Annotated in this window: 18 protein-coding genes and 1 pseudogene; 6 read left to right on the plus strand and 13 right to left on the minus strand. The window is 44.5% G+C overall.

What is annotated here, in order from left to right; all coding sequences use genetic code 11:
• The first annotated feature begins 191 nt into the window (after positions 1-191).
• Together NP165_RS14785 and NP165_RS14790 are read left to right on the plus strand one after the other, a co-directional pair.
• Entirely contained in the window at positions 192-1,127 is a 936-nt protein-coding gene (locus NP165_RS14785; RefSeq protein WP_257086524.1) for a helix-turn-helix domain-containing protein, read from the plus strand.
• Between the two features lie 335 nt (positions 1,128-1,462).
• Complete coding sequence (locus tag NP165_RS14790; protein ID WP_257086526.1) at positions 1,463-2,461, plus strand: substrate-binding domain-containing protein; 999 nt, start codon at positions 1,463-1,465, stop codon at positions 2,459-2,461.
• Between the two features lie 84 nt (positions 2,462-2,545).
• On the opposite strand, the pseudogene galM reads toward NP165_RS14790, so the two are convergent.
• From galM to galE, 4 genes and pseudogenes are all read right to left on the minus strand, one after another.
• A pseudogene (gene galM / locus NP165_RS14795) lies at positions 2,546-2,668 on the minus strand (galactose-1-epimerase); the annotation flags it as partial.
• 9 nt (positions 2,669-2,677) lie between these two features.
• Entirely contained in the window at positions 2,678-3,838 is a 1,161-nt protein-coding gene (gene galK / locus NP165_RS14800; RefSeq protein ID WP_257086528.1) for a galactokinase, read from the minus strand.
• Positions 3,839-3,962: 124 nt separating this feature from the next.
• Positions 3,963-5,015: a UDP-glucose--hexose-1-phosphate uridylyltransferase gene (locus tag NP165_RS14805; RefSeq protein ID WP_257086530.1), complete on the minus strand. Its 1,053-nt coding sequence runs from the start codon at positions 5,013-5,015 to the stop codon at positions 3,963-3,965.
• Positions 5,016-5,070: 55 nt separating this feature from the next.
• Positions 5,071-6,081 (minus strand): UDP-glucose 4-epimerase GalE, encoded by a 1,011-nt coding sequence (galE, locus tag NP165_RS14810; protein ID WP_257086531.1) that lies wholly within the window; start codon positions 6,079-6,081, stop codon positions 5,071-5,073.
• Positions 6,082-6,684: 603 nt separating this feature from the next.
• Here galE and NP165_RS14815 point away from each other — a divergent pair.
• Positions 6,685-7,854 (plus strand): iron-containing alcohol dehydrogenase, encoded by a 1,170-nt coding sequence (locus NP165_RS14815; RefSeq protein WP_257086532.1) that lies wholly within the window; start codon positions 6,685-6,687, stop codon positions 7,852-7,854.
• A gap of 91 nt (positions 7,855-7,945) precedes the next feature.
• Entirely contained in the window at positions 7,946-8,815 is an 870-nt protein-coding gene (locus NP165_RS14820) for an aldo/keto reductase (RefSeq protein WP_257086533.1), read from the plus strand.
• A 228-nt stretch (positions 8,816-9,043) separates the two neighbouring features.
• Here the strand turns inward: NP165_RS14820 and NP165_RS14825 are convergent, their stop codons facing one another.
• From NP165_RS14825 to NP165_RS14840, 4 genes are all read right to left on the minus strand, one after another.
• On the minus strand, positions 9,044-10,144 hold the full coding sequence (locus NP165_RS14825) for an alpha/beta fold hydrolase (protein WP_257086534.1): 1,101 nt from the start codon (positions 10,142-10,144) through the stop codon (positions 9,044-9,046).
• Positions 10,145-10,433: 289 nt separating this feature from the next.
• Entirely contained in the window at positions 10,434-11,627 is a 1,194-nt protein-coding gene (locus NP165_RS14830) for an acetate/propionate family kinase (protein WP_257086535.1), read from the minus strand.
• Between the two features lie 386 nt (positions 11,628-12,013).
• A complete protein-coding gene (locus NP165_RS14835) occupies positions 12,014-12,301 on the minus strand; it encodes a DUF2218 domain-containing protein (RefSeq protein ID WP_257086536.1) in 288 nt (95 codons plus the stop codon).
• 107 nt (positions 12,302-12,408) lie between these two features.
• Positions 12,409-14,403, minus strand: coding sequence for a TonB-dependent siderophore receptor (locus NP165_RS14840; RefSeq protein ID WP_257086537.1), 1,995 nt, complete (start codon positions 14,401-14,403; stop codon positions 12,409-12,411).
• Between the two features lie 118 nt (positions 14,404-14,521).
• Between NP165_RS14840 and NP165_RS14845 the strand changes: the two genes are divergently transcribed.
• Entirely contained in the window at positions 14,522-15,490 is a 969-nt protein-coding gene (locus NP165_RS14845) for a helix-turn-helix transcriptional regulator (RefSeq protein WP_257086538.1), read from the plus strand.
• 31 nt (positions 15,491-15,521) lie between these two features.
• Positions 15,522-15,908, plus strand: coding sequence for a Cu(I)-responsive transcriptional regulator (gene cueR / locus NP165_RS14850; protein ID WP_257086539.1), 387 nt, complete (start codon positions 15,522-15,524; stop codon positions 15,906-15,908).
• Positions 15,909-15,964: 56 nt separating this feature from the next.
• Here the strand turns inward: cueR and vctC are convergent, their stop codons facing one another.
• The 5 genes from vctC to NP165_RS14875 form a co-directional block, all read right to left on the minus strand.
• Positions 15,965-16,720 (minus strand): iron chelate ABC transporter ATP-binding protein VctC, encoded by a 756-nt coding sequence (vctC, locus tag NP165_RS14855; protein ID WP_257086540.1) that lies wholly within the window; start codon positions 16,718-16,720, stop codon positions 15,965-15,967.
• Positions 16,721-16,727: 7 nt separating this feature from the next.
• Entirely contained in the window at positions 16,728-17,678 is a 951-nt protein-coding gene (gene vctG, locus NP165_RS14860; protein WP_257086541.1) for an iron chelate uptake ABC transporter permease subunit VctG, read from the minus strand.
• Positions 17,668-18,603: an iron chelate uptake ABC transporter permease subunit VctD gene (vctD, locus tag NP165_RS14865; RefSeq protein ID WP_257086542.1), complete on the minus strand. Its 936-nt coding sequence runs from the start codon at positions 18,601-18,603 to the stop codon at positions 17,668-17,670. Before vctD ends, vctG begins: the two co-directional genes overlap by 11 nt.
• 70 nt (positions 18,604-18,673) lie before the next feature.
• Positions 18,674-19,588 carry a siderophore ABC transporter substrate-binding protein gene (locus NP165_RS14870; protein ID WP_257086543.1) on the minus strand — a complete coding sequence of 305 codons (915 nt, stop codon included), beginning with the start codon at positions 19,586-19,588 and terminating at the stop codon, positions 18,674-18,676.
• A 224-nt stretch (positions 19,589-19,812) separates the two neighbouring features.
• Positions 19,813-20,274 carry an RNA-binding S4 domain-containing protein gene (locus NP165_RS14875; RefSeq protein WP_257086544.1) on the minus strand — a complete coding sequence of 154 codons (462 nt, stop codon included), beginning with the start codon at positions 20,272-20,274 and terminating at the stop codon, positions 19,813-19,815.
• Positions 20,275-20,402: the final 128 nt, after the last annotated feature.

The raw sequence follows: 20,402 nt of genomic DNA on the forward strand, positions 1-20,402 counted from the left end.
AATCGAAAAAAACACCCACATCACCAAACCTTACTTTTTAAGAGTCTTTAGATAAAAAGCAAAACCAAAAAGCATATTCCACACCAAGCATAAAACCTCCCCCCTTCCCTACACAAACAAGACCACAAAGCCAATACAGATCACATTTCAAATAAGCACCATCTGCTAGTCTTATCTCGAAGGCTTACTTTATGGCACCCAATCAAACGCTATTTGGACAAATTTACATGCATAACTTAGAAGTATTTCAGTCTGAAAACATCAGCTATTTAGTCAATGATATGCGCTCAGCACCTTTAATTGATGTAGACACTGAGTTGAGCTTTGAGCAGCGCAAACCTTTTTACATGGCGGACTATCATTGGCACCAGCAAATAGAAATCAATGTATTGCATAAAGGAACGCTCGAATACGCGATCAACAATGCTAACGTCCAAATATCTGCTGGAGAGATGGCTGTGTTTTGGGCAGTGACGCCGCATAGAGTAAGTAAAGTCAGTGACGATGCTATGCTCGGGATCATCAACATTCCCTTGAGTGCTTTTCTTGGTTGGGTATTACCACAAGAGTTTGTACAACAAGTTATGCATGGTGGGGTGATCACGTCTCAGACTGAAGGGGTTATCAGCCTTTCAGAAAGCAATCGTTGGCTTAACTGCTATCACAGCGAAAATAGCGTGAGAAATGGAATAGTCAGTGACGAGGTTTGTTTAATGTTGCGCCGCCTCTGCTCGTTCGATTACAAAGTCGAAATGTTCAGTTTTCTGCGTAACGGTTCTTCACGTCATCCAAATGATACGGGTTATAAAAATGTGCAGCTCATGCTCGATTACATTGCTAAAAACCATAACAAAGACATCAAAGTCGACGACATCGCAGCCCATGTAAAACTGCATCCGAAATACGCGATGGGACTGTTTAAAAATATGCTGAATGTCTCGATAAAGCAGTATTTGATTATTATGCGCATTAACCATGCGAAGGTATTACTGAGTAACACACGAAACCCAATCAAAAATATCGCCAATGACAGTGGCTTTAAGCACCCAGGTTCCTTTTTTGCTGCATTCAAGAGCCATACAAGTTTAACTCCTCAGCAATTTAGGTCAGAAACACAAATCATCTAATGATCTTACATGCTTTGTTCTTTAGTCCCAGTTTCTGGTCGAGAAGGTTACTCTCCCATAAATAATTTTTAGCTTGAGACCACCGACTTCAGTAGGCTGTTTCTTGATCGCAAGTCCTGTGCCACTCATTCCTCCTAGAGATAGTGGCGTATTCTGGGGAAAATTGACATCTGCGGAACCGAACCACAATGTAAACGCTTCCAAAACCACTAACTCATTAAAATATAGAAGATAAGAACCAGATTTCACAAATCAAAACCTTTAGGTATTTGAACTTGTTACACAATGAGTGTTTAATACTTCCAGTTAAAGTTTTTCACCATCAAAGGTTCTGTATGGCAACGATCAAGGATGTGGCGAAGGAAGCGAGTGTTTCGGTCGCAACGGTTTCCCGCGTGATAAACAAGTCACCCAAAGCAAGTCAATCATCAATCGATGCGGTGACCAAAGCGATGAGCAAGTTGGGTTACCGACCAAATGCTGCTGCTCGCGCACTGGTAAGCCAAAGTACAGATACGATGGGTGTGTTGGTCAGCGATGTGTCCGACCCATTCTTCGGTACACTCGTCAAATCAGTTGATAACGTCGCGCGTGAAAATGGCAAACATATCCTTATTGGTAACGGTTACCACAATCCTGAAGATGAGCGCCAAGCCCTGGAATTGCTGATCAATAGTCGTTGTGATGCGATCGTCATCCACTCCAAAGGCCTGTCTGATGAAGAACTGATTGGTTACGCCAAAGAGGTGAAAGGTATGGTGCTGATCAATCGCTATATTCCTGAATTGGCCGATCGTTGTATTTCTCTTGATAACCGCAAAGGGGCATTCTTAGCAACGGAATATTTGATTCGTCACGGACATCGAAAAATTGCTTGTATCGCCTCTACTCAGGATATTGAAGATACCGATGAACGTCTGCAAGGCTATCTGGATGCACTAAAAGAACATGGCATTGAGTTATCAAAAAGCTATATCGAGTATGGTGAGCCAAACAGTGATGGCGGTGAAGTTGCGATGACGAATCTGTTAACCAAATCTTTGGAGATTACTGGCGTCGTCACCTACAACGACTACATGGCAGCGGGTGCTTTGTCAGCGTTAGATCAAAATGGTATTGAAGTACCAAATAAGGTATCGATGGTAGGGTTTGATGATGGCTTAATTGCACGCTTTGTTCATCCCCACCTCACCACGGTTCGATATCCAATCGAGATGATGGCTGAACGTGCCGCTCGCTTGGCTTTGGCACGGTCACGTGACGAAAAAGTTGAAGATGATACTATTATTTTCAGCCCAACATTAGTGCGCAGAAACTCTGTTGTGCGTTGTTGATTATCTATATCCAATTGACTCCGAATCAAAAAAAGTGGGCATAGAGCCCACCAAAAATGCTATCTAAAATTCAAACTGATACACGATATCCAGAAACGTTACCGTCATACCATTCGCATTAGTAAGATGGAGTAGGTTCGCCGCTTGACCGTCAAACGATGGCGTTTACATCATCGCTTGTTCTAGTTGTTCAAAATATGCTTTCATCACTTGCCTTTACAATACTTCGGCCAGACCTGCGCCATCTTGGGCTTTGCAAACATAAATCGACTCTTTTAAACCTGTCGCTGCTTGGTATTTTGCTTCTACCGCCGCTTTCACTTCATCCACTAATGCAGGTCGAACAAGAGCCACGATACAACCACCGAAGCCACCACCGGTCATGCGCACACCACCTTGCTCACCGATCACTCCTTTCACAATCTCAACTAAGGTGTCGATTTCTTTAACTGTAATCTCGAAATCATCACGCATAGATGCATGTGACTGGGCCATCAATTCCCCCATGTACTTCAAATCGTGTGCACGCAGCGCTTGTGCCGCTTTTACTGTGCGGTCGTTTTCGGTGATCACATGACGCGCACGTTTTGCCACTATTTCATCCAGCTCAGAGATTTTTTCGTTGAACTGCTCAATGGTTACGTCGCGTAGTGCTTTAACGCCAAAGATTCGCGCCGCTTCTTCACATTGCTCACGACGAGTGTTGTATTCGCTGTCCACCAGACCACGTTTTTTATTCGAGTTGATAATCACGACTGCCATGTCCTCAGGCATAGAAACCGCTTGTGTTTCCAGACTGCGACAATCCAATAGCATGGCGTGGTTTTCTCGACCTTCTGCCGAAATCATTTGATCCATGATGCCGCAATTACAACCAACAAATTCGTTCTCTGCTTGCTGACCATTTAATGCGATTTCCGCCTGGCTGATTTCTAGATTGAATAACACTTTAAACGTCTGACCAATCACAACTTCCAGTGCCGCTGATGAGCTCAACCCCGCACCTTGAGGGACATTGCCGCTGACAGAGATATCAGCACCAGTAAACTGGTACCCACGAGCCAGCAGGCACTTCACGACACCGCGAATATAGTTCGCCCACATTTTGTCTTCTTGGAATATGATTTCTTGAGTGATATCGAATTCATCAACGGCGTTATCGTAATCAACCGATACCACGCGTACTAGGTTGTCTTCGCGCTTTGCTGCCGCAACAACCGTTTGATAGTTGATCGCACATGGCAGTACAAAACCATCATTGTAGTCGGTGTGTTCACCAATCAGGTTTACACGACCAGGCGCTTGGATAATGTGGCTTGGCGCATAGCCCAACACTTTCTCAAAAGACGCTTTCACATTTTGGATTAAATCAGACATAGTTAAATCTCAGCTTCAAATTGTATTTAGATCCCCGAACCCTTTGCTCATTCGCGATCGTGAACCACTTATTTGATTTTCTGTTTTTCAGGTTCTAGGGCCTAGGATCCTAGAACCTCCTAAATCACTGTTCTTTGTAGTGCAAATCACTCACATCACGCAGACGCTGTGCCGCTTGTTCTGCGGTTAAGTCGCGTTGGTTTTCAGCCAGCATTTCGTAGCCCACCATAAACTTACGAACTGTCGCGCTACGTAATAGTGGCGGGTAGAACAGTGCGTGAAGCTGCCAATGGTCGATATCTGTACCTTCTTCAAAGAACGGGGCGTAGTGCCAACCCATTGAGTAAGGGAAAGAACATTGGAATAGATTGTCATAGCGGCTGGTCAGCTTTTTGATAGCGACAGCAAGATCATCACGCTGCTCATTACTTAACTCGCTCATACGGCGGATGTGTGTTTTAGGTAGCAGCATGGTTTCGAATGGCCATGCCGCCCAGTAAGGGACAACCGCCAACCAATGCTCGGTTTCAACGACAATACGGGAGCCATCTTTTAGCTCAGCTTGTACGTAATCCACCAGCAGGTTGCTACCGTGTTCCTGGTAGTAAGCTTTTAGGTTTTGCTCTTTACGTTCAATCTCGTTTGGTAAGAAGCTGTTCGCCCAGATTTGACCATGTGGGTGAGGCTGAGAACAGCCCATGGTTTCACCCTTATTCTCAAACGCTTGAACCCAAACGTAGTCTTTACCTAGTTCTTCAATCTGCTCGTTCCACGTATCAATCACGCCACGGATTTTGTCTACCGGTAATTCAGGTAAGGTTTTGCTGTGGTCAGGAGAGAAACAAATCACTCGGCTCAAACCGCGTACACCTTGGGTTTTAAATAGTGGGTTGTCTGATTCTGGTGCATCTGGTGAGTCCACCATCAGCGCAGCAAAATCGTTATTGAACACGTACGTGCCCTCATAATCTGGGTTAACATCGCCAGAGATACGCTCATTTGTCGGGCACAGGAAACACTTCTCATCGTAGCTTGGTAGCTCATCAATCGCAGCTTTCTCATCTGCGCCACTCCAAGGACGTTTTGCACGGTGTGGTGACACTAAAATCCATTGACCCGTTAATGGGTTGTAACGACGGTGTGGATGATCCACTGGGTTAAATTCAACGTTCGACATTTTACTTACTCAACTGATTATTCTTGCAATTGCGGCGCACAACACCGGATGAAAATTAGTAACCTTGTGGGTTATTTGATTGCCAATTCCAAGTATCGGCAGTCATTTCAGCAACGCTGCGTGTTGCTTTCCAGCCAAGCTCGCGCTCTGCCTTGTCTGTGCTCGCCCAACATTCGGCGATATCACCCGGACGACGCGGGCACAACTCATAAGGCACAGGTTTACCGCAAGCGGCACCGAAAGCTTCTACCATTTCAAGTACGCTAGAACCTTTACCTGTCCCTAGGTTGTAAATGTGCAAACCCGCTTTATCACCCACTGATTTCAATGCTGCAATATGACCATCAGCCAAGTCCATTACGTGGATGTAGTCACGCACCCCCGTTCCATCTGGTGTTGAGTAGTCGTTGCCAAACACTGACAATTTTTCTCGGCGGCCAACCGCTACCTGAGCAATAAACGGCATCAAGTTGTTTGGAATGCCTTGTGGGTCTTCGCCCATGTTGCCTGATGGATGCGCACCGACAGGGTTAAAGTAGCGCAGTAACGTGATACTCCAATCAGTTTCTGCATTGAATAAATCACTCAAACACGCTTCCACCATGTATTTACTGCGACCATAAGGGTTGGTTGTTGCACCTGTAGGTGAGTCTTCTGTGATCGGAACGATTTCTGGATCGCCGTAGACGGTTGCAGAGGAACTGAATACGATGCTTTTCACCCCCGCTTTACGCATGCTGCGGGCCAACACCAATGAACCATTGACATTGTTATCGTAATATTCCAATGGCTTGACGACTGACTCGCCTACCGCTTTCAGACCTGCAAAATGAATGACCGCTTGGATATCATGCTCAGCGAATACCGAATCCAAAAACGCTTCATCACGAATGTCGCCTTGGTAGAACGCAGGTTGTTTGCCTGTTAGCGCTTCAATACGGCTTAACACTTCTATTTTGGCATTACACAAGTTATCGACGATGATGGGCTCCATGCCCGCCTCAATCATCTGAACGCATGTGTGACTGCCGATATAACCCATACCACCTGTGACAAGTACTTTCACTTTTACTTCTCCGCTGTTGCTACTTCCTGCTCGGTATCGGACCTGATGCTCACTGAGCCAGCGTTAATCACACCAAGTCGATACGCCCGATTCTTCTCTGGTTAAAATTCTATCAACCAACACCGATTCAGATCCGTGATCAAACTCAAATTAGTGTAAACGTTTACAGTAAATTAAAAGAAAGAAATAGTTTGTCCTTCCAGAGAGGAGTGACGCCTAAATTCTATATAGGTTAATATTCATTAGGGTTCATCAAGTCTCAATCTGACTGAATCAAAAAATTCAACTTAGATAAATAATTTAAAAACCACGGATAAAGTGTAATCGTTACCATTGGATTGCAGTTTGCTTTGAACAAGCAATAGATCAGCCAAGAGAAGCAGAAAAATTCGAGTTGTCGGTTTATTTTTTAGAGCTCAACAATTGGAATAATAGGCAATACTCGGAGACGATCCGACATTCACGAAAACCCTTTCCTCTTCTAAAATACGCCCTATATTAAACACGTTTGCGATTCAAGTTGTGAGCGAAAAATAAACGGCTTGTGACTGTCTGGTTTTTGCGACCATAAATCATAAGTGCTAACACCTTAGAAGGATGACCATGCAATTAGATTTCTCATACTACAACCCGACAACAATCCACTTTGGTAAAGACTCACTATCCAAACTGAACGATGAACTGCCAAACTATGGCGATACCGTTTTGCTTGTCTACGGTCGTAACGCAATTAAATCGAATGGCATTTACGACAAAGTAATAGCGAGCCTGTCCGCAGCTGGCAAAAATGTTGTTGAGCTATCAGGTGTTATGCCAAACCCGACTTACGACAAAATGATGGAAGGTGTTCAGCTTGTTCGCGAGCATAATGTCGACCTTATTCTTGCGGTTGGTGGCGGCTCAGTGGTTGACTGTGCGAAAGGAATCGCAATATCAGCACATTGTGAAGGTCAAGACCCATTCCAAAAATACTGGGTAGATTTTCAAGACTTAGAAAATGATGTGGTTCCAGTTGCTTCAATCCTGACCATGGTTGGCACAGGTTCTGAAATGAACGGTGGTTCAGTGATCACTCATGAAGAAACGAAAAACAAAGCTGGCCGTGTATTCCCGCCAGTTGCTTACCCTAAGTTTTCTATCCTGAACCCTGAATACACATTTACTGTATCTCAATACCAAATGGTAAGTGGTGTATTTGACACCATGTCTCACCTTATGGAGCAATACTTCTCAGACCAAGGTGCAAATACCACAGATTACGTTATCGAAAGTCTACTGAAGTCTTCAATCGATAACTTACGCGTTGCACTGAAAACACCAGATGACTATGAAGCACGTAGTAACATCATGTGGAATGCAACGTTGGCACTGAACACGATTACTGGCTTGTCAAAAACTCAGGATTGGCAGGTTCACATGATTGAGCACCAATTAGGTGCTTACACAGACTGTGCTCACGGTATGGGTCTAGCAGCAGTTTCACTGCCGTATTACCGTCTGATTTACAAATTTGGTTTAGATAAGTTTGTTCGTTTTGCTACTCAAGTATGGGGTGTATCGACAGAAGGTAAGACAAAAGAGCAAATCGCGCTTGAAGGTATTGATGCGCTAGAAGCATTTACTAAAGAGTGCGGTATCGTCACCTCTTTAGAAGAGCTAGGTGCGACGAAAGAGATGCTACCGAAGATCGCTGAATCAACCATCATCATCGGCAATGGCTACAAAAAGCTGACAAATGAAGAAGTTCTGAACATTCTTGAAGAGTGCTTCTAAGCATTATTCCTATTTCAAAGCGAGCATCAAAGCTCGCTTTTTCTTTTCCTCTCAGAGTGAATCTGAATCAGCGCTATAGAGATTTTCTACTATGGAATATACAACCTTAAGTAATAATCTAGAGATGCCGATGGTCGGTTTCGGTGTTTTTCAAGTAACAGATAAAGAGGAATGTAAGCAATCAGTGCTCAGCGCTATCCGTACTGGCTACCGTCTTATCGATACTGCGGCCGTCTATGGCAATGAAGATGCCGTTGGCGACGCTGTACGTGAAGCGATTGCAGAAGGTATTTGTGCACGTGAAGATCTATTTATCACCTCAAAACTGTGGGTTCAAGACATGGCAAATTACGATGCCGCTTACGCGGGTATCGAAGCCTCACTTGAAAAGTCTTGTTTAGAGTATTTCGATTTGTATCTGCTACACCAAGCGATGGGCGATTACTTTAGTGCTTGGCGTGCGATGGAAGATGCTTATGAGGAAGGAAAGTTAAAAGCAATTGGCGTATCAAACTTCTATGCGCACGTGTTGGCGAATTTCTGTGAGACGGTAAAAATTAAGCCAATGGTCAACCAAGTTGAACTACACCCTTACTTTGCTCAGCCTGCAGCCCTAGAAACCATGAAACAATACAACGTTCAACCCGAAGCGTGGGCACCACTTGGCGGCGGCCGTCACAAACCTTTCGAAGACGAAATGCTAGCAGGTATTGCTAATGCGCACGGCAAAACAGTCGCTCAGGTGATTCTACGTTGGAACTTACAACGTGGAGTTACTGTGATTCCAAAATCGATCAAACAAGCACGTATTGAAGAAAACTTCGATGTTTGGGATTTCACTCTTTCAGGTGAAGATATGGATAAAATCAATTGCCTTGATTTAGGATACGTCGGTGAAGCAGTGAAGCACTTTAACCCTGAGTTTGTTCGCGGTTGTCTGGGTGTGAAAATTCACGACTAGTAATGGCGAATATAATCATTCCGTCATATTTGAGCTGACCTGTTTTCATTAGTCGCCACTACCCACTAAAACCAATGCCAATCAGTTCGTTATCAACAATGATTGGCATTGGTTTTATTAACATGGGTATAAGCCGCTCACAACTTTCTCTTGAACGGCTCTTTTTTCTTAAATGTACTTTAAATTTCAACGAACTTAGCCAATTGTTAAGCGCATGAAATCTCTTGCTTATGCTAAGTGTTCTTTAAAGAAACCTTCCATTTTGTCAAAAGGAATCACATCCATCTGATCATAAAGATCGGTATGGGTTGCGTCAGGAATAATCATCAGTTCCTTCGGCTCTGCGGCTGCTTCATAGGCCGTTTCACTGAAGTAGCGAGAGTGTGCCTTCTCACCATGGATTAGCAGCATCGGACGCGGCGATATTTCTGCAATGTAAGTTAAGATTGGCATGTTCATAAACGACAATGGCGTTGTAATCGTCCATGAAGCATTGGAGTTAATAGCTCGCGGATGGAAGCCGCGTTGCGGATCTTTATAGTAAGCGGCATATTCAACAACAAATTGCGGTTCACCGCCTTGCAGCTCAAGTGAAACAGGACCGTAAGCAGGTTTACCACTTTCTGCGTCTTTCCAACGTTGTTGTCCCAACTGCTCCAGCCCCTGTGTGCGTTGCTCAAGCGTAACACTGTCGTTGTAGCCTTTCGACATAACACGAGTCATATCATACATTGTGCTGGCAACAACCGCTTTAACACGCTTGTCTATTGCTACCGCATTTAATGCCATGCCGCCCCAGCCACAAATACCGATCACACCAATACGCTCGCGATCAACATTTGACTGCAAACCGATAAAGTCGACTGCAGCACTGAAATCTTCAGTATTGATATCTGGAGAAGCAACATTACGTGGTTCTCCACCGCTTTCACCAGTGTATGACGGGTCAAACGCCAGCGTAACAAATCCGCGCTCAGCCATTGTCTGTGCATAAAGACCAGATGACTGTTCTTTTACTGCACCAAAAGGACCACTAAGAACAATTGCCGCGAGTTTGCCAGAGCTGTTTTTTGGCTGATAAAGGTCAGCCGCAAGCGTAATTCCGTAACGGTTTTTGAAGGTAACTTTTTTATGGTCAACTTTATCGCTTTTAGCGAAAGTCTTATCCCAGCTATTACCCAGTTCTAAATTCGCGCTTGCCACAGCCTGGCCTCCTGTAAATGCACCAACGCTTAAGGCAACAGCGCCTGCACCAGCCATTTTCATTGCATTTCGGCGACTCGCGTCAGGCAAGTCCTGGCTGGTGACTGTATCGTTGTGTTTGTTCATCTGGTTTCTCCTAATCATTCCGCTAATCTTGTCAGCTCAGTATCGACGTTTGCTTTAATCAGCCTTCGTCATGCTGAGACAACTCTGTTAGCTTGAGAACGCACATCAAATGAGGCAAACAAGGCAACACAAACCTTACTGGCTTGGGAGCGAAGAAAGTAAGTTGAAAAAATCAATGTAGTGAATAATGGTTGTGTCACCATGCGCGTGATTAGCGATGGTCTGTACAACAAAAGAATCAAAAAAGCGAGCACCAAGCTCGCTTTTAAATATTTGATTTTAATGTAAATTACAGCAGTTCTACCGACTGCTGAGCGATAACGAATTCTTCGTTGGTAGGAATTACCATAGCGACAGCACCTAGAAGTTCCGATTCCGCAATCACACCAGCGTTACCAAAACGTGCCTCTTCGTTGCCCTTCACATCTTCAACGAAGCCCAGTAGTTTTAGGTTTTTCAAGATTTCGCTACGAATAGGAAGAGAATTCTCACCGATACCACCGGTGAAGATCACTGCGTCTAGGCTGTTCAGCGGGATCAGGTATGAGCCGATGTACTTAGCAACACGATATGTGAACACTTCAAAGGCTAGCTTCGCTCCTTCGTGTCCATTTTCCATCGCTTCTAAAATACCGCGTGCGTCTGATGTCAGACCGGATACACCTAAGAAGCCCGACTTTTTGTTCAGGGTTTCAAATACTTTTTCGTGGCTCCAACCTTTCTTCAGTAGGAACTCGATGATGCCCGGATCAAGGTCACCAGAACGTGTGCCCATCATTAAGCCGGCTAACGGGGTGAAACCCATTGACGTGTCTACTGATTGGCCATTGCTGATAGCACAAACTGAAGCGCCGTTACCTAAATGTACCGAGATAAAGCTCGATTCATCGATCGGTTTGTTCAACATTTTCGCCGCTTCGCGGCTTACGAAGTAGTGACTAGTGCCGTGGAAACCGTATCGACGGATACCATATTCTTTGTACAGTTCGTTAGAAATCGCGCCAGTAAATGCCTTTTGCGGCATTGTTTGGTGAAACGCAGTGTCGAAAACAGCAAACTGAGGAAGGCTTGGGAAAGCAACTATAGCCGCTTTGATGCCTTTTGCGCCTGCCGGGTTGTGGAGCGGTGCTAAGTCCGACAGGTTCTCAATTTCTGCTAAAACTTCGTCGTTGATACGAACTGTAGAAGTGAATTTTTCTCCGCCATGCACGATACGGTGACCAACGGCAACTAGGTTATTGGTAAAACCTAATGTTTCAATTAGGCTAACGATTCTATTGATCGCATGCTGATGATGATTGTCTGGAGCGGTGATGGCTTCTTCTGTTTTTTCACCGTCGTGCTTCCAACTGATTACCGCCTCTGGCAAGCCAAAGCATTCGCCTAGACCCGATACAATCGCGTCACCAGATTGAGAATCGATAACCGCGAATTTTAGTGAAGAGCTACCAGAGTTAATCACCAGTACATACGAATTAGACATGAGGGGGTATCCTGTTTCAGACCAAGTTGCGAAAGCACTATGCTTCGATCGTTATGGGTACCATTATTCAATATTTTTTGAATCTTTCAACTTTATTTGATGCCTTTTAACGCAATCAATCAAAAATTGTTGATCTAACACAATCAAAGATTTATTTCATAGCTGGAATTTAATATCTCGGCCGAATTATCTTGGCCTTGATATGCTTTGCTCATATGCAATCAGGCTTTGTAAAACAGTATTTTACTGTGCCAAGTGTAGATAGTTCGATAGCTTTTGAGGTTTAGATTTGTAGCTGAACATGCAAGATTGAGAACTGCCCATTCAAATATTTTTGAATGGAGCAGCTTTGATTGGTCCGTTTTTAACTACTCCTCTAGAGCGTGTTAAGCGGAGTGCCAAGTCAGTTGCAGCGTTTCACGCCTAGAAAACATATGAACGTGAGAATCAATCACTGCAATCACCCCATTCACTTTTTGCTCATTTTCAGCGACGCAGCGAATCGTTAATGTGTTCTTCGTTACATCGGTAGCCATATACGCCTTACCTACAGGGAAATGAACTTCCCCTTTTTCGTCGTCCCATGTCGATTCAACTTTTCTCGCGAAATGACGACATAACACCACTAAATATTTGCTGACATGCTCAGATTGAATGACTGTGTACTTTTCCATGTAAATACCTGTTTATTATGTTGGGTCTTTCGCCCTATCAATGTTAAAAAGCTGCCCTTTCGGGCAGCGGTGTTTCTAGCCAACTTTTGTTGTTATTTGCAGTGCTATTAGAATTGATAAGAAGCGGAGAGTTTGAAGTTTCGACCAGGCTCGTAGTCGTTCGCGACAAAGCCACGTGCAGTACCAATGCGTGACGCATGAGAAACGTATGCTTCATCGAAAATGTTATCGACGCCCACTGTTAGTGAGAGGTTCTCGTAGCTTGAAGGCACCCACTGCGCGTATATGTTATGAACATCGTACGCTTCTTTTGGATCACTCCCGGCTGGCACATTGTCTTCTTCCAATACCGCTATTGAGCTCCAGCCAAACAAGGTATCAATGCTGTCTACGGTGTAGTCGAGGGTAAGCGCGATGCTATCACCCATATCCATACTGCCACCTGCGCCCATAACTGGCGTGCCATTGGTCTTATCTTTGATGTCTGAACGAGAATAAGAAATCTTAGAGTTCAGGGAGTCATAGCCGTAAGACGTGCTGATCTCAAAACCTTTGATTTCGACATCACCCAGATTCTCGAACGTATATCCTGTTCCGCTTCCCGTTTCAGTAATGTAATCGTCAATATCGGTTTGGAATACAGTCACATTTGCACCAACAAAGTGATCGCCTAATTGCGAGCTATAGCGAATACCACCTTGACGGTTTAAACCAGTTTCAGGTTTGATGTCGTCAGCCAAAACGGACGCCTGCTGGAATTTCACAAAACTCTCTAACAGTTCTGGACCTTTGAACAGGCTGCGCGCACTCGCGAATAGCGTCCAATCACTGTTGATGTCCCATTCCGTGCCAAGCGACCAAGTCACGTCGTCAAACGTGTCTGTGCTGGTTTCTGCTTTGCGTTTGTAGTGGTCATAACGCAGGCCACCCGTCACATTCCAGTTGTCTAAAACGTAGAGTTTGTTCTCGGCAAACATCGCAGTAGAGATTGCAGATTCGTCCATGTACTCCACGCCGCCGTATTTACTTGAACTGTTCTTGTCCATGTAGTCAGCACCGTAAGTCACTTGGTTATCCAGAGCTGCCAGAGCGTAATCAGATTGGAATTTCACATTCACGCCAAGGTTATGGTTTGTGGCTTCGTTTTGCGATGCACGGCCCATACGCTCCCAACCTGAGTTGCGTTCATCACGGTCAATGGTTGTTTTACTGCTATACGCCACAACTTTACCGCTGTGCTTGTCCGTATCCAGTTCATAACTCAGCGTGACTGTGTCGCGATCATAGTCTGTCGGCAACAGTATATCTTGAGATAGCCCTTGGTTTGCGTTGCTGCTCATATCCGGGCGTGGACGGTAATCACCGCTGTCACGGTAAATGTCGTAAGCCAATTCAAAGCGGTGGTTTTCTGAGGGCTCAAATCCTAACTTACCTAAGATGTTATATGTATCACCTTCAGTACCAAACGACTCTTCGCCATTGCCATCTTCAAAGTCATCACGGTGAACAAAGTGGCCATAAAGCATTGCGTCTACGTTGTCTGACAATAAACCATACACGGTTAAAGAACCTTGTCGGTTTGCGTTGGATGCGTAACCACCAAATATACGTGCACCAAAGTCCTCACCAGAGCGGAGCAGATCTTTTGCGTCTTTGGTTTCAAACGACACCGAGCCGCCAAGCCCGTTTTGGGTCACGGAGTTGTTACCCACTTGAATATCGGCAGACTTTAGAATGTCTGGGTTAAGCGTCAGGTTGCCCACGTGGTGAAACATGTTCGCGTGCTGTGACGCGCCATCTAGACGAATGTCCAAGTCGGTTTCGCCTAAGCCACGGATATTAATACGTTGGTTGACTGAGTGAGTGCCACCCACGTCCACACCTGGAATATCACGCAGCAGATCAGACATGTGGTCGGCTTGTTTCAACGACATGTCCTGCGCACCAATCGAGTCTGTGTTTGAGGACACTTTTGTCCCCCACACAAGCACTTCATCAAAATAGCTTTCCTCTTCATTTGCCATTACAGGTGCACTAACGGCAATGCCAACGGCACAGCAAATCATTGTTTTATTTAGAGGTTTACGGTTAACCCTTCCCATGAGCCTGACTTCCTAACTGGTAATGATAATAATTCGCAGGTATGATAGGTTTCAATTTTATTAATGAGAAGCATTTCTAGTTATGCGAGATTGCATAACTGTTATGAAGGATTACCAAATGGACAGTGGCGCTGCACAAATGAGCTTACCTAAGATTGTTTTGACGCAAACCGTATCAGAGGAAAATAAACATATCATCTTGAGTCAGAATCGATTCAGCGATACGCCCATCGTTGAAGGGAAGCTCATTAATTATGAAGTGCCGAAAAGCTTTGCTGTTTATGGTGGTTTAAGTACGGAGCTTGTCGATTCTCACGTGGTGTCTTCGACTTCGGCATCCATGATTGTCACCATCGTGCTAGAAGGTCGATTAACCTTTGGCTACGACGATTTAGAATTTCATCTAGATGGCAACAAACAACCGGAAGCTGTATTGGTTAACCTAACCAAAGCCGCGAGTTTTCATCGTAGTATCGAAAAAGATAATCACCTGCTCAAAATTAACCTTTTATTTCATTCTAACTGGCTGCTTTCGCGCTTAGGTAACCTTGGGTCAACGAGTCCGTTTTTCGCTCTGCATCTTGGCCATGTAAAGATCCCGCTGACATCAACAATCAAGGATCTAGCGTTAGCTATCATTCAGTGCGGGCAACCGCAAGACTTTGCCTCCAAACTCAAGTTAGAATCGCTCGCGTTACAAATGCTGGAGGCGCTTTACCCTCATGCCTCTTTGCTGGGTGATCGTTCCCCCGCGAATGAATCTTTCTCAATCAGCCCTGACCGAATAGAAGATGTCCTTAACCATATCGAAAGACACCTTAAAGGGACGTTAACCATTGACTCTATCGCCTCACATTTTTCGATGAGTCGTTCCAATCTGCAGAGAACGTTTCGTCAGCAAGCCGGAGTCACGATCAACAACTACATCAGACAAAGGCGGTTAAGAAACGCAAAGCAGAACCTTGAAAAAGGATTATGCACAATCACGGAAGCCGCCTATGAAGCGGGCTACAACCACCCCGCCAACTTTACGATTGCGTTTAAAAAAACCTTTGGCGTCCCACCAACAAAAGTAGTAAAACCGTAAGTAAGACGTTGAACCGCATCAAGGATCAGACATGAACATTGGTGAAATATCGAAAATTACCGGCCTATCAAGCAAGTCCATCAGGTTATATGAAGATAAAGGGCTAATCACGCCACCTAGTCGAAGTGAATCCGGTTACCGAGAGTATCGCGAGCAGCACATCCACGAACTCAACATGATTTCTCGCACCAAAAACGCGGGGTTTTCACTGCTTGAATGCAAAGAGTTTGTCGAGCTTGCTCAAAACCCTCACCGAAAAAGTTCTGAAGTGAAAGCCAAGACCTTAGAAAAGCTCAAAGAAGTGGAAGCTAAGATAAGAGAGTTGAAAGAGATCGAAAAACAACTCAAAAGCTGGGTTTCAGTCTGCCCTGGCGATGAAGGCAGCCAATGCCCGATTATTGAAGACTTAACCAAATAAAAGAACCCACAACGTGTGCTGTGGGCTCTTGAGTTCTTAAATGAAGAAGACTTGGCTTAGTAGTATGTACACATACGCTTGCCATCAACCTCGATAATATTAAAAGGTGTTTCGTAGATGCGTTCTAGTACGTCCGCTTGAATCACCTCTTCAACGCTACCCTGAGCAACTATCTTCCCCTTCTTAAGTGCAATGATTTTGTCTGAGTAACACGCAGCAAAATTAATGTCATGGATGACAACAACCACCGCCTTATTCATTTCGTGCGCAAGACGACCAACATTACGCATAATCTGTAGCGAGTGTTTGATGTCTAGGTTATTTAATGGCTCATCCAAGAATACATAATCTGTATCTTGTGCCATCACCATCGCAATAAACGAGAGTTGACGTTGACCGCCACTCAGCTCGTCAAGGTATTTGTCTTGAATGTCGGTCAGATCGAGGTAGTCGATGGCCATATCAATGACCTTGGCATCTTCCTCGGTCAACTTACCTTGAGAATAAGGGAAGCGACCAAATGAGACCATTTCACGAACAGTAAATCGCATCGTAATACTGTTTGCCTGTCTTAGCACCGCTAAGCGTTTAGCCAGATCTTTGGTGTCCCACTCTGAGAGCTCTTTGCAGTCTATATACACTTCGCCGCTATCTCTGCTGACAAGTCGGCTAGCCATAGAAAGCAATGTGCTCTTGCCCGCACCGTTTGGCCCGATAATAGAAGTGACTTTACCGTTCTCAAACTCTGCACTGGCGTTATCAACCACCGCAGATTGACCAAACACTTTTTTGAGGCTTTTTAATGTAATCATATCTACCCTAAACAATCTTATTGCGCAGCAACATGGTTAAAAAGTACAGACCGCCAATGAAGTTAATCACTACGCTCAGCGTGGTTGAGAAGCCAAACAGATTTTCCACGACCCATTGACCGCTCAGTAACGCCGCGACAGAAAGCGACGAAACACCCAACAGCAACACTTTGTGCTGATAGCTACTAAACAGCTCTCGCGTTAAGTTCGTAACCAGCAAACCGAAAAACATGATTGGACCAATCAACGCCGTTGAAATGGAGATCAACACCGCTGACAGCATCAAAACGTGCAGTGTGATTTTCTTTACGTCAACGCCCAAGCTGGTCGCGTTATCTTTGTCTAGCCAGAGTACGTCTAACACGCGGTGTTTTCGGTACAACAACCACGACACCACAAGCAGCAATGGTGTGCTCATGTACACCAAATCCACGTCAATATTGTTGAAGCTGGCAAACATGTTTGACTGAACGGTGGCGAAGTCGCTCGGGTCCATCAGCATTACAAAGAATGAGGAAATACTGCCAAACAGCTGACCTAGAATGACGCCCAGAAGCAAAAGTACCATCAGGTTTTGTCGCTCGCCTCGGAAGTAAAAGCTAAACAGCAGGACCGAAAATCCCAGCATAGCGGTAATAGACACACCGAAGTTAAAGTACGGGTTCATGGCGATGCTGCTTAATCCGCCAAATATGACGACCGTCAACACCTTGGTGAACATATAGAGCGCATCAAACCCCATAATGCTCGGCGTTAATATCCGGTTATGAGTGATCGTTTGGAACGCCAACGCCGATTGCCCAATCGCTATACCGGCAATGATAATCGCCAGTACTTTAGGGATACGGCGTGACAAGAAGTACTGATAATTATCAGCATTAAGGCCGATCGCAATAAACAACCCACTAAAAAGAAGCGCGCATGTGGTGAGCACAAGCAATTTGTTTCTATCTTGCACTGCGCTCCCCCTTAAGAATAAAGAAGATAAACACACTGCCACCTAAAATACTGATGATGGTAGAAATTGGGATTTCATACGGGAAGATAATCAAACGGCCTGCTAAGTCGCAACACAAAACAATCAGTGCGCCTAGAACCGCGGTAATTGGGATATTTCGTCTCAAGTTGTCACCGTAAAAACGGCTGACTAAGTTAGGGACGATCAATCCAAGAAATGGCAGCATCCCCACAATCATCACAACCGAAGCCGACATGACTGACACGAGCAACACGCCGATAATAAGAACTTGCTGGTAGTTCAAACCAAGATTGACGGCAAAGTCTTTACCTAGGCCAACCGCAGAAATTCTGGTGGCATACAGATAGCTAAATAGCGCAAATGGCAGCGCGATATAGAGCAATTCATAATCACCTTGGAGCAAGTTAGCGAAGTTCGCTATCGTCCAACTTGAAAGGTTTTGCACCATATCGTATTTGTAGGCAATGAAGGTCGCCATAGAATCAACGACGTTGCCGAAAATAATACCAACCAAAGGCACAAAAATAGCGTTCTTAAACTGAATGCGGTTGATAAACTGCACGAACAGCAGCGTGCCTAACATAGAGATGGCAAAAATAAGCCACAGCTGTTGCCCATTAAACAGAACTAAACTGAGTACATATCCGAGCATGGCACACTCGATTGTGCCTGACGTGGAAGGCGACGCAAATCTATTTTGGCTGATCTGCTGCATAATTAGACCAGCGATACTAAGACCAGCGCCAGCTAGGAGAACAGCCGCTAAACGAGGGACTCGGCTGGTAAATAGTAGTTCCCAGCTATCGCGGTTACCATTGAGTAACTCCACGACATTCAACTGCCCTATTCCAACAAACAAAGACACGACGCTTAATATGCCTAGTGTCCACGATAACTTCTTCAAAACGAACCTCTTGAAATAAAAAGCCTCAAGCACAAGGCTCGAGGCTCTTTGAATCATACAAACCGAGTGATTAATTCACGCTGATCGTAGACTTAACATCATCGATCATTTGCTCTGTCGCGCGTACACCGCCAATAGACAGATACCAAGCGTTGATGTCTAAGTACGCCATTTTATTGTTCTTATAAGCATTCGTTGCTTTAACAAGATCATTTTCAAAATCGCGTTTAACTGTGCTGCCTTTGCCTTTGTTGATCAGAATATCTTTATCAACAATCAGTAGCGTTGACGGGTTTTTCTCACGAATAAACTCGTAAGAAACAAGATCACCATGGCTACCACCATCTTTCACTTCTTGAACAGTCTCAGTGAAACCAAAATCTTTGTAGATGGAACCAAAACGTGAGTTAGGACCAAATGTGGTGACATTTCCACCCGCACTCATTACCGTTAATGCATCCACTTTATTGTTTTGGTTGTATTGACGAATGGCTTTGAATTCATCATCAAGCTTAGTAATTTGCTGCTCAACGAACGCTTGCTTTTCAAAGACTTCACCCAACATACGCCACTGTTCTTGTGTACTTTCCCAGTAACCTTTCTTGGAATCTAAGGCATACACAATCGTTGGTGCAATTTCAGACAGTTCCTTAAATTTATCAGCGCCGCGAGGACCCACAATAATGAGATCAGGTTTTTGCGTATAGATCGTTTCGAAGTCAGGTTCAAACAAACTACCCGCTGAAACAAAATCGCCTTTGCGATACTGCTCTAAGTAATCAGGGAACATACTTACCGTTGATACTGCGACTGGTTCAATACCAAACGCTTTGACAGTATCAAGTGGCCCTAATCCGATCACAACCACGCGCTCAGGGTTTGATTCAAGTTGAGTCGTCCCTTTCATATGTTCGACTTCCACCACCTTCGCGTTAGCACCGAATGCGGTCATTACCAATGCTAGCGCAACTGCCTTCAATCTCATTGTATTAATCCTTATGCGTATCAAATCGAAAGCATTATCATTTAGATTTTCACTATTGTCACTATTCAAATTTGAATTTAAGTGTTAAGTGGCTAACAAACCACCAAAAGAAAGGAATAGGAATTTCGTTATGGCATGATCAAAAAGGCGCTATTCCTTATAGAAATAGCGCCTTTAAAACGTTCTAAGTCAAAGCATGGCCCGTCTTAAAAAACAGGAATTGACTAGAAAAAGTCGATGGAAGAACGTCCGTTCTGTTTTTTCTCTTTGTTTTCGGTCTTTGCTTCGCTTTCAACCTTTGCTTTATCTTGTTTCTTACTCGATTTACGCTGACTACTCGCCGCAGGTTTACTTTTTTTAGCGTGACTTTGAGGAGTCTTCTTGTCCTGTGGCGGACTGCTAACGCTTTGTGGCTGTGGCTCTGTCACAGGTGCATCACACACGACTACGTAATATTCTTGGTTAAACTCAAAAAAATCGCCGTCGTACATCTTTCTGCGTTTTCGAGTCTCAAGCTCACCATTCACTGCCACATAGCCTTCAGAGATGATGTGTTTCGCTTCACCGCCTCCGCCAACTAAGTTAGCAATTTTAAATACTTTATATAGTTCAATCGGTTGAGATGACACTTCGATGCCAATCGCTTCGATTTCTATCTCTTCCCCGTGGTCGAATTCTTCGCTCATTTACTACTCGTCGGTTCTTAATCACTTTTTAAAGAGTCTAATCTTTAATACACCAGAAAGATACAAATGTTACCACGCGTACCTCATCATTAAAGCCCTAGCGAGTTACAGCATTCCCCCTAATTCAC

The sequence above is a fragment of the Vibrio japonicus genome, assembly GCF_024582835.1.
GTDB classification, from domain to species: Bacteria; Pseudomonadota; Gammaproteobacteria; order Enterobacterales; family Vibrionaceae; genus Vibrio; species Vibrio japonicus.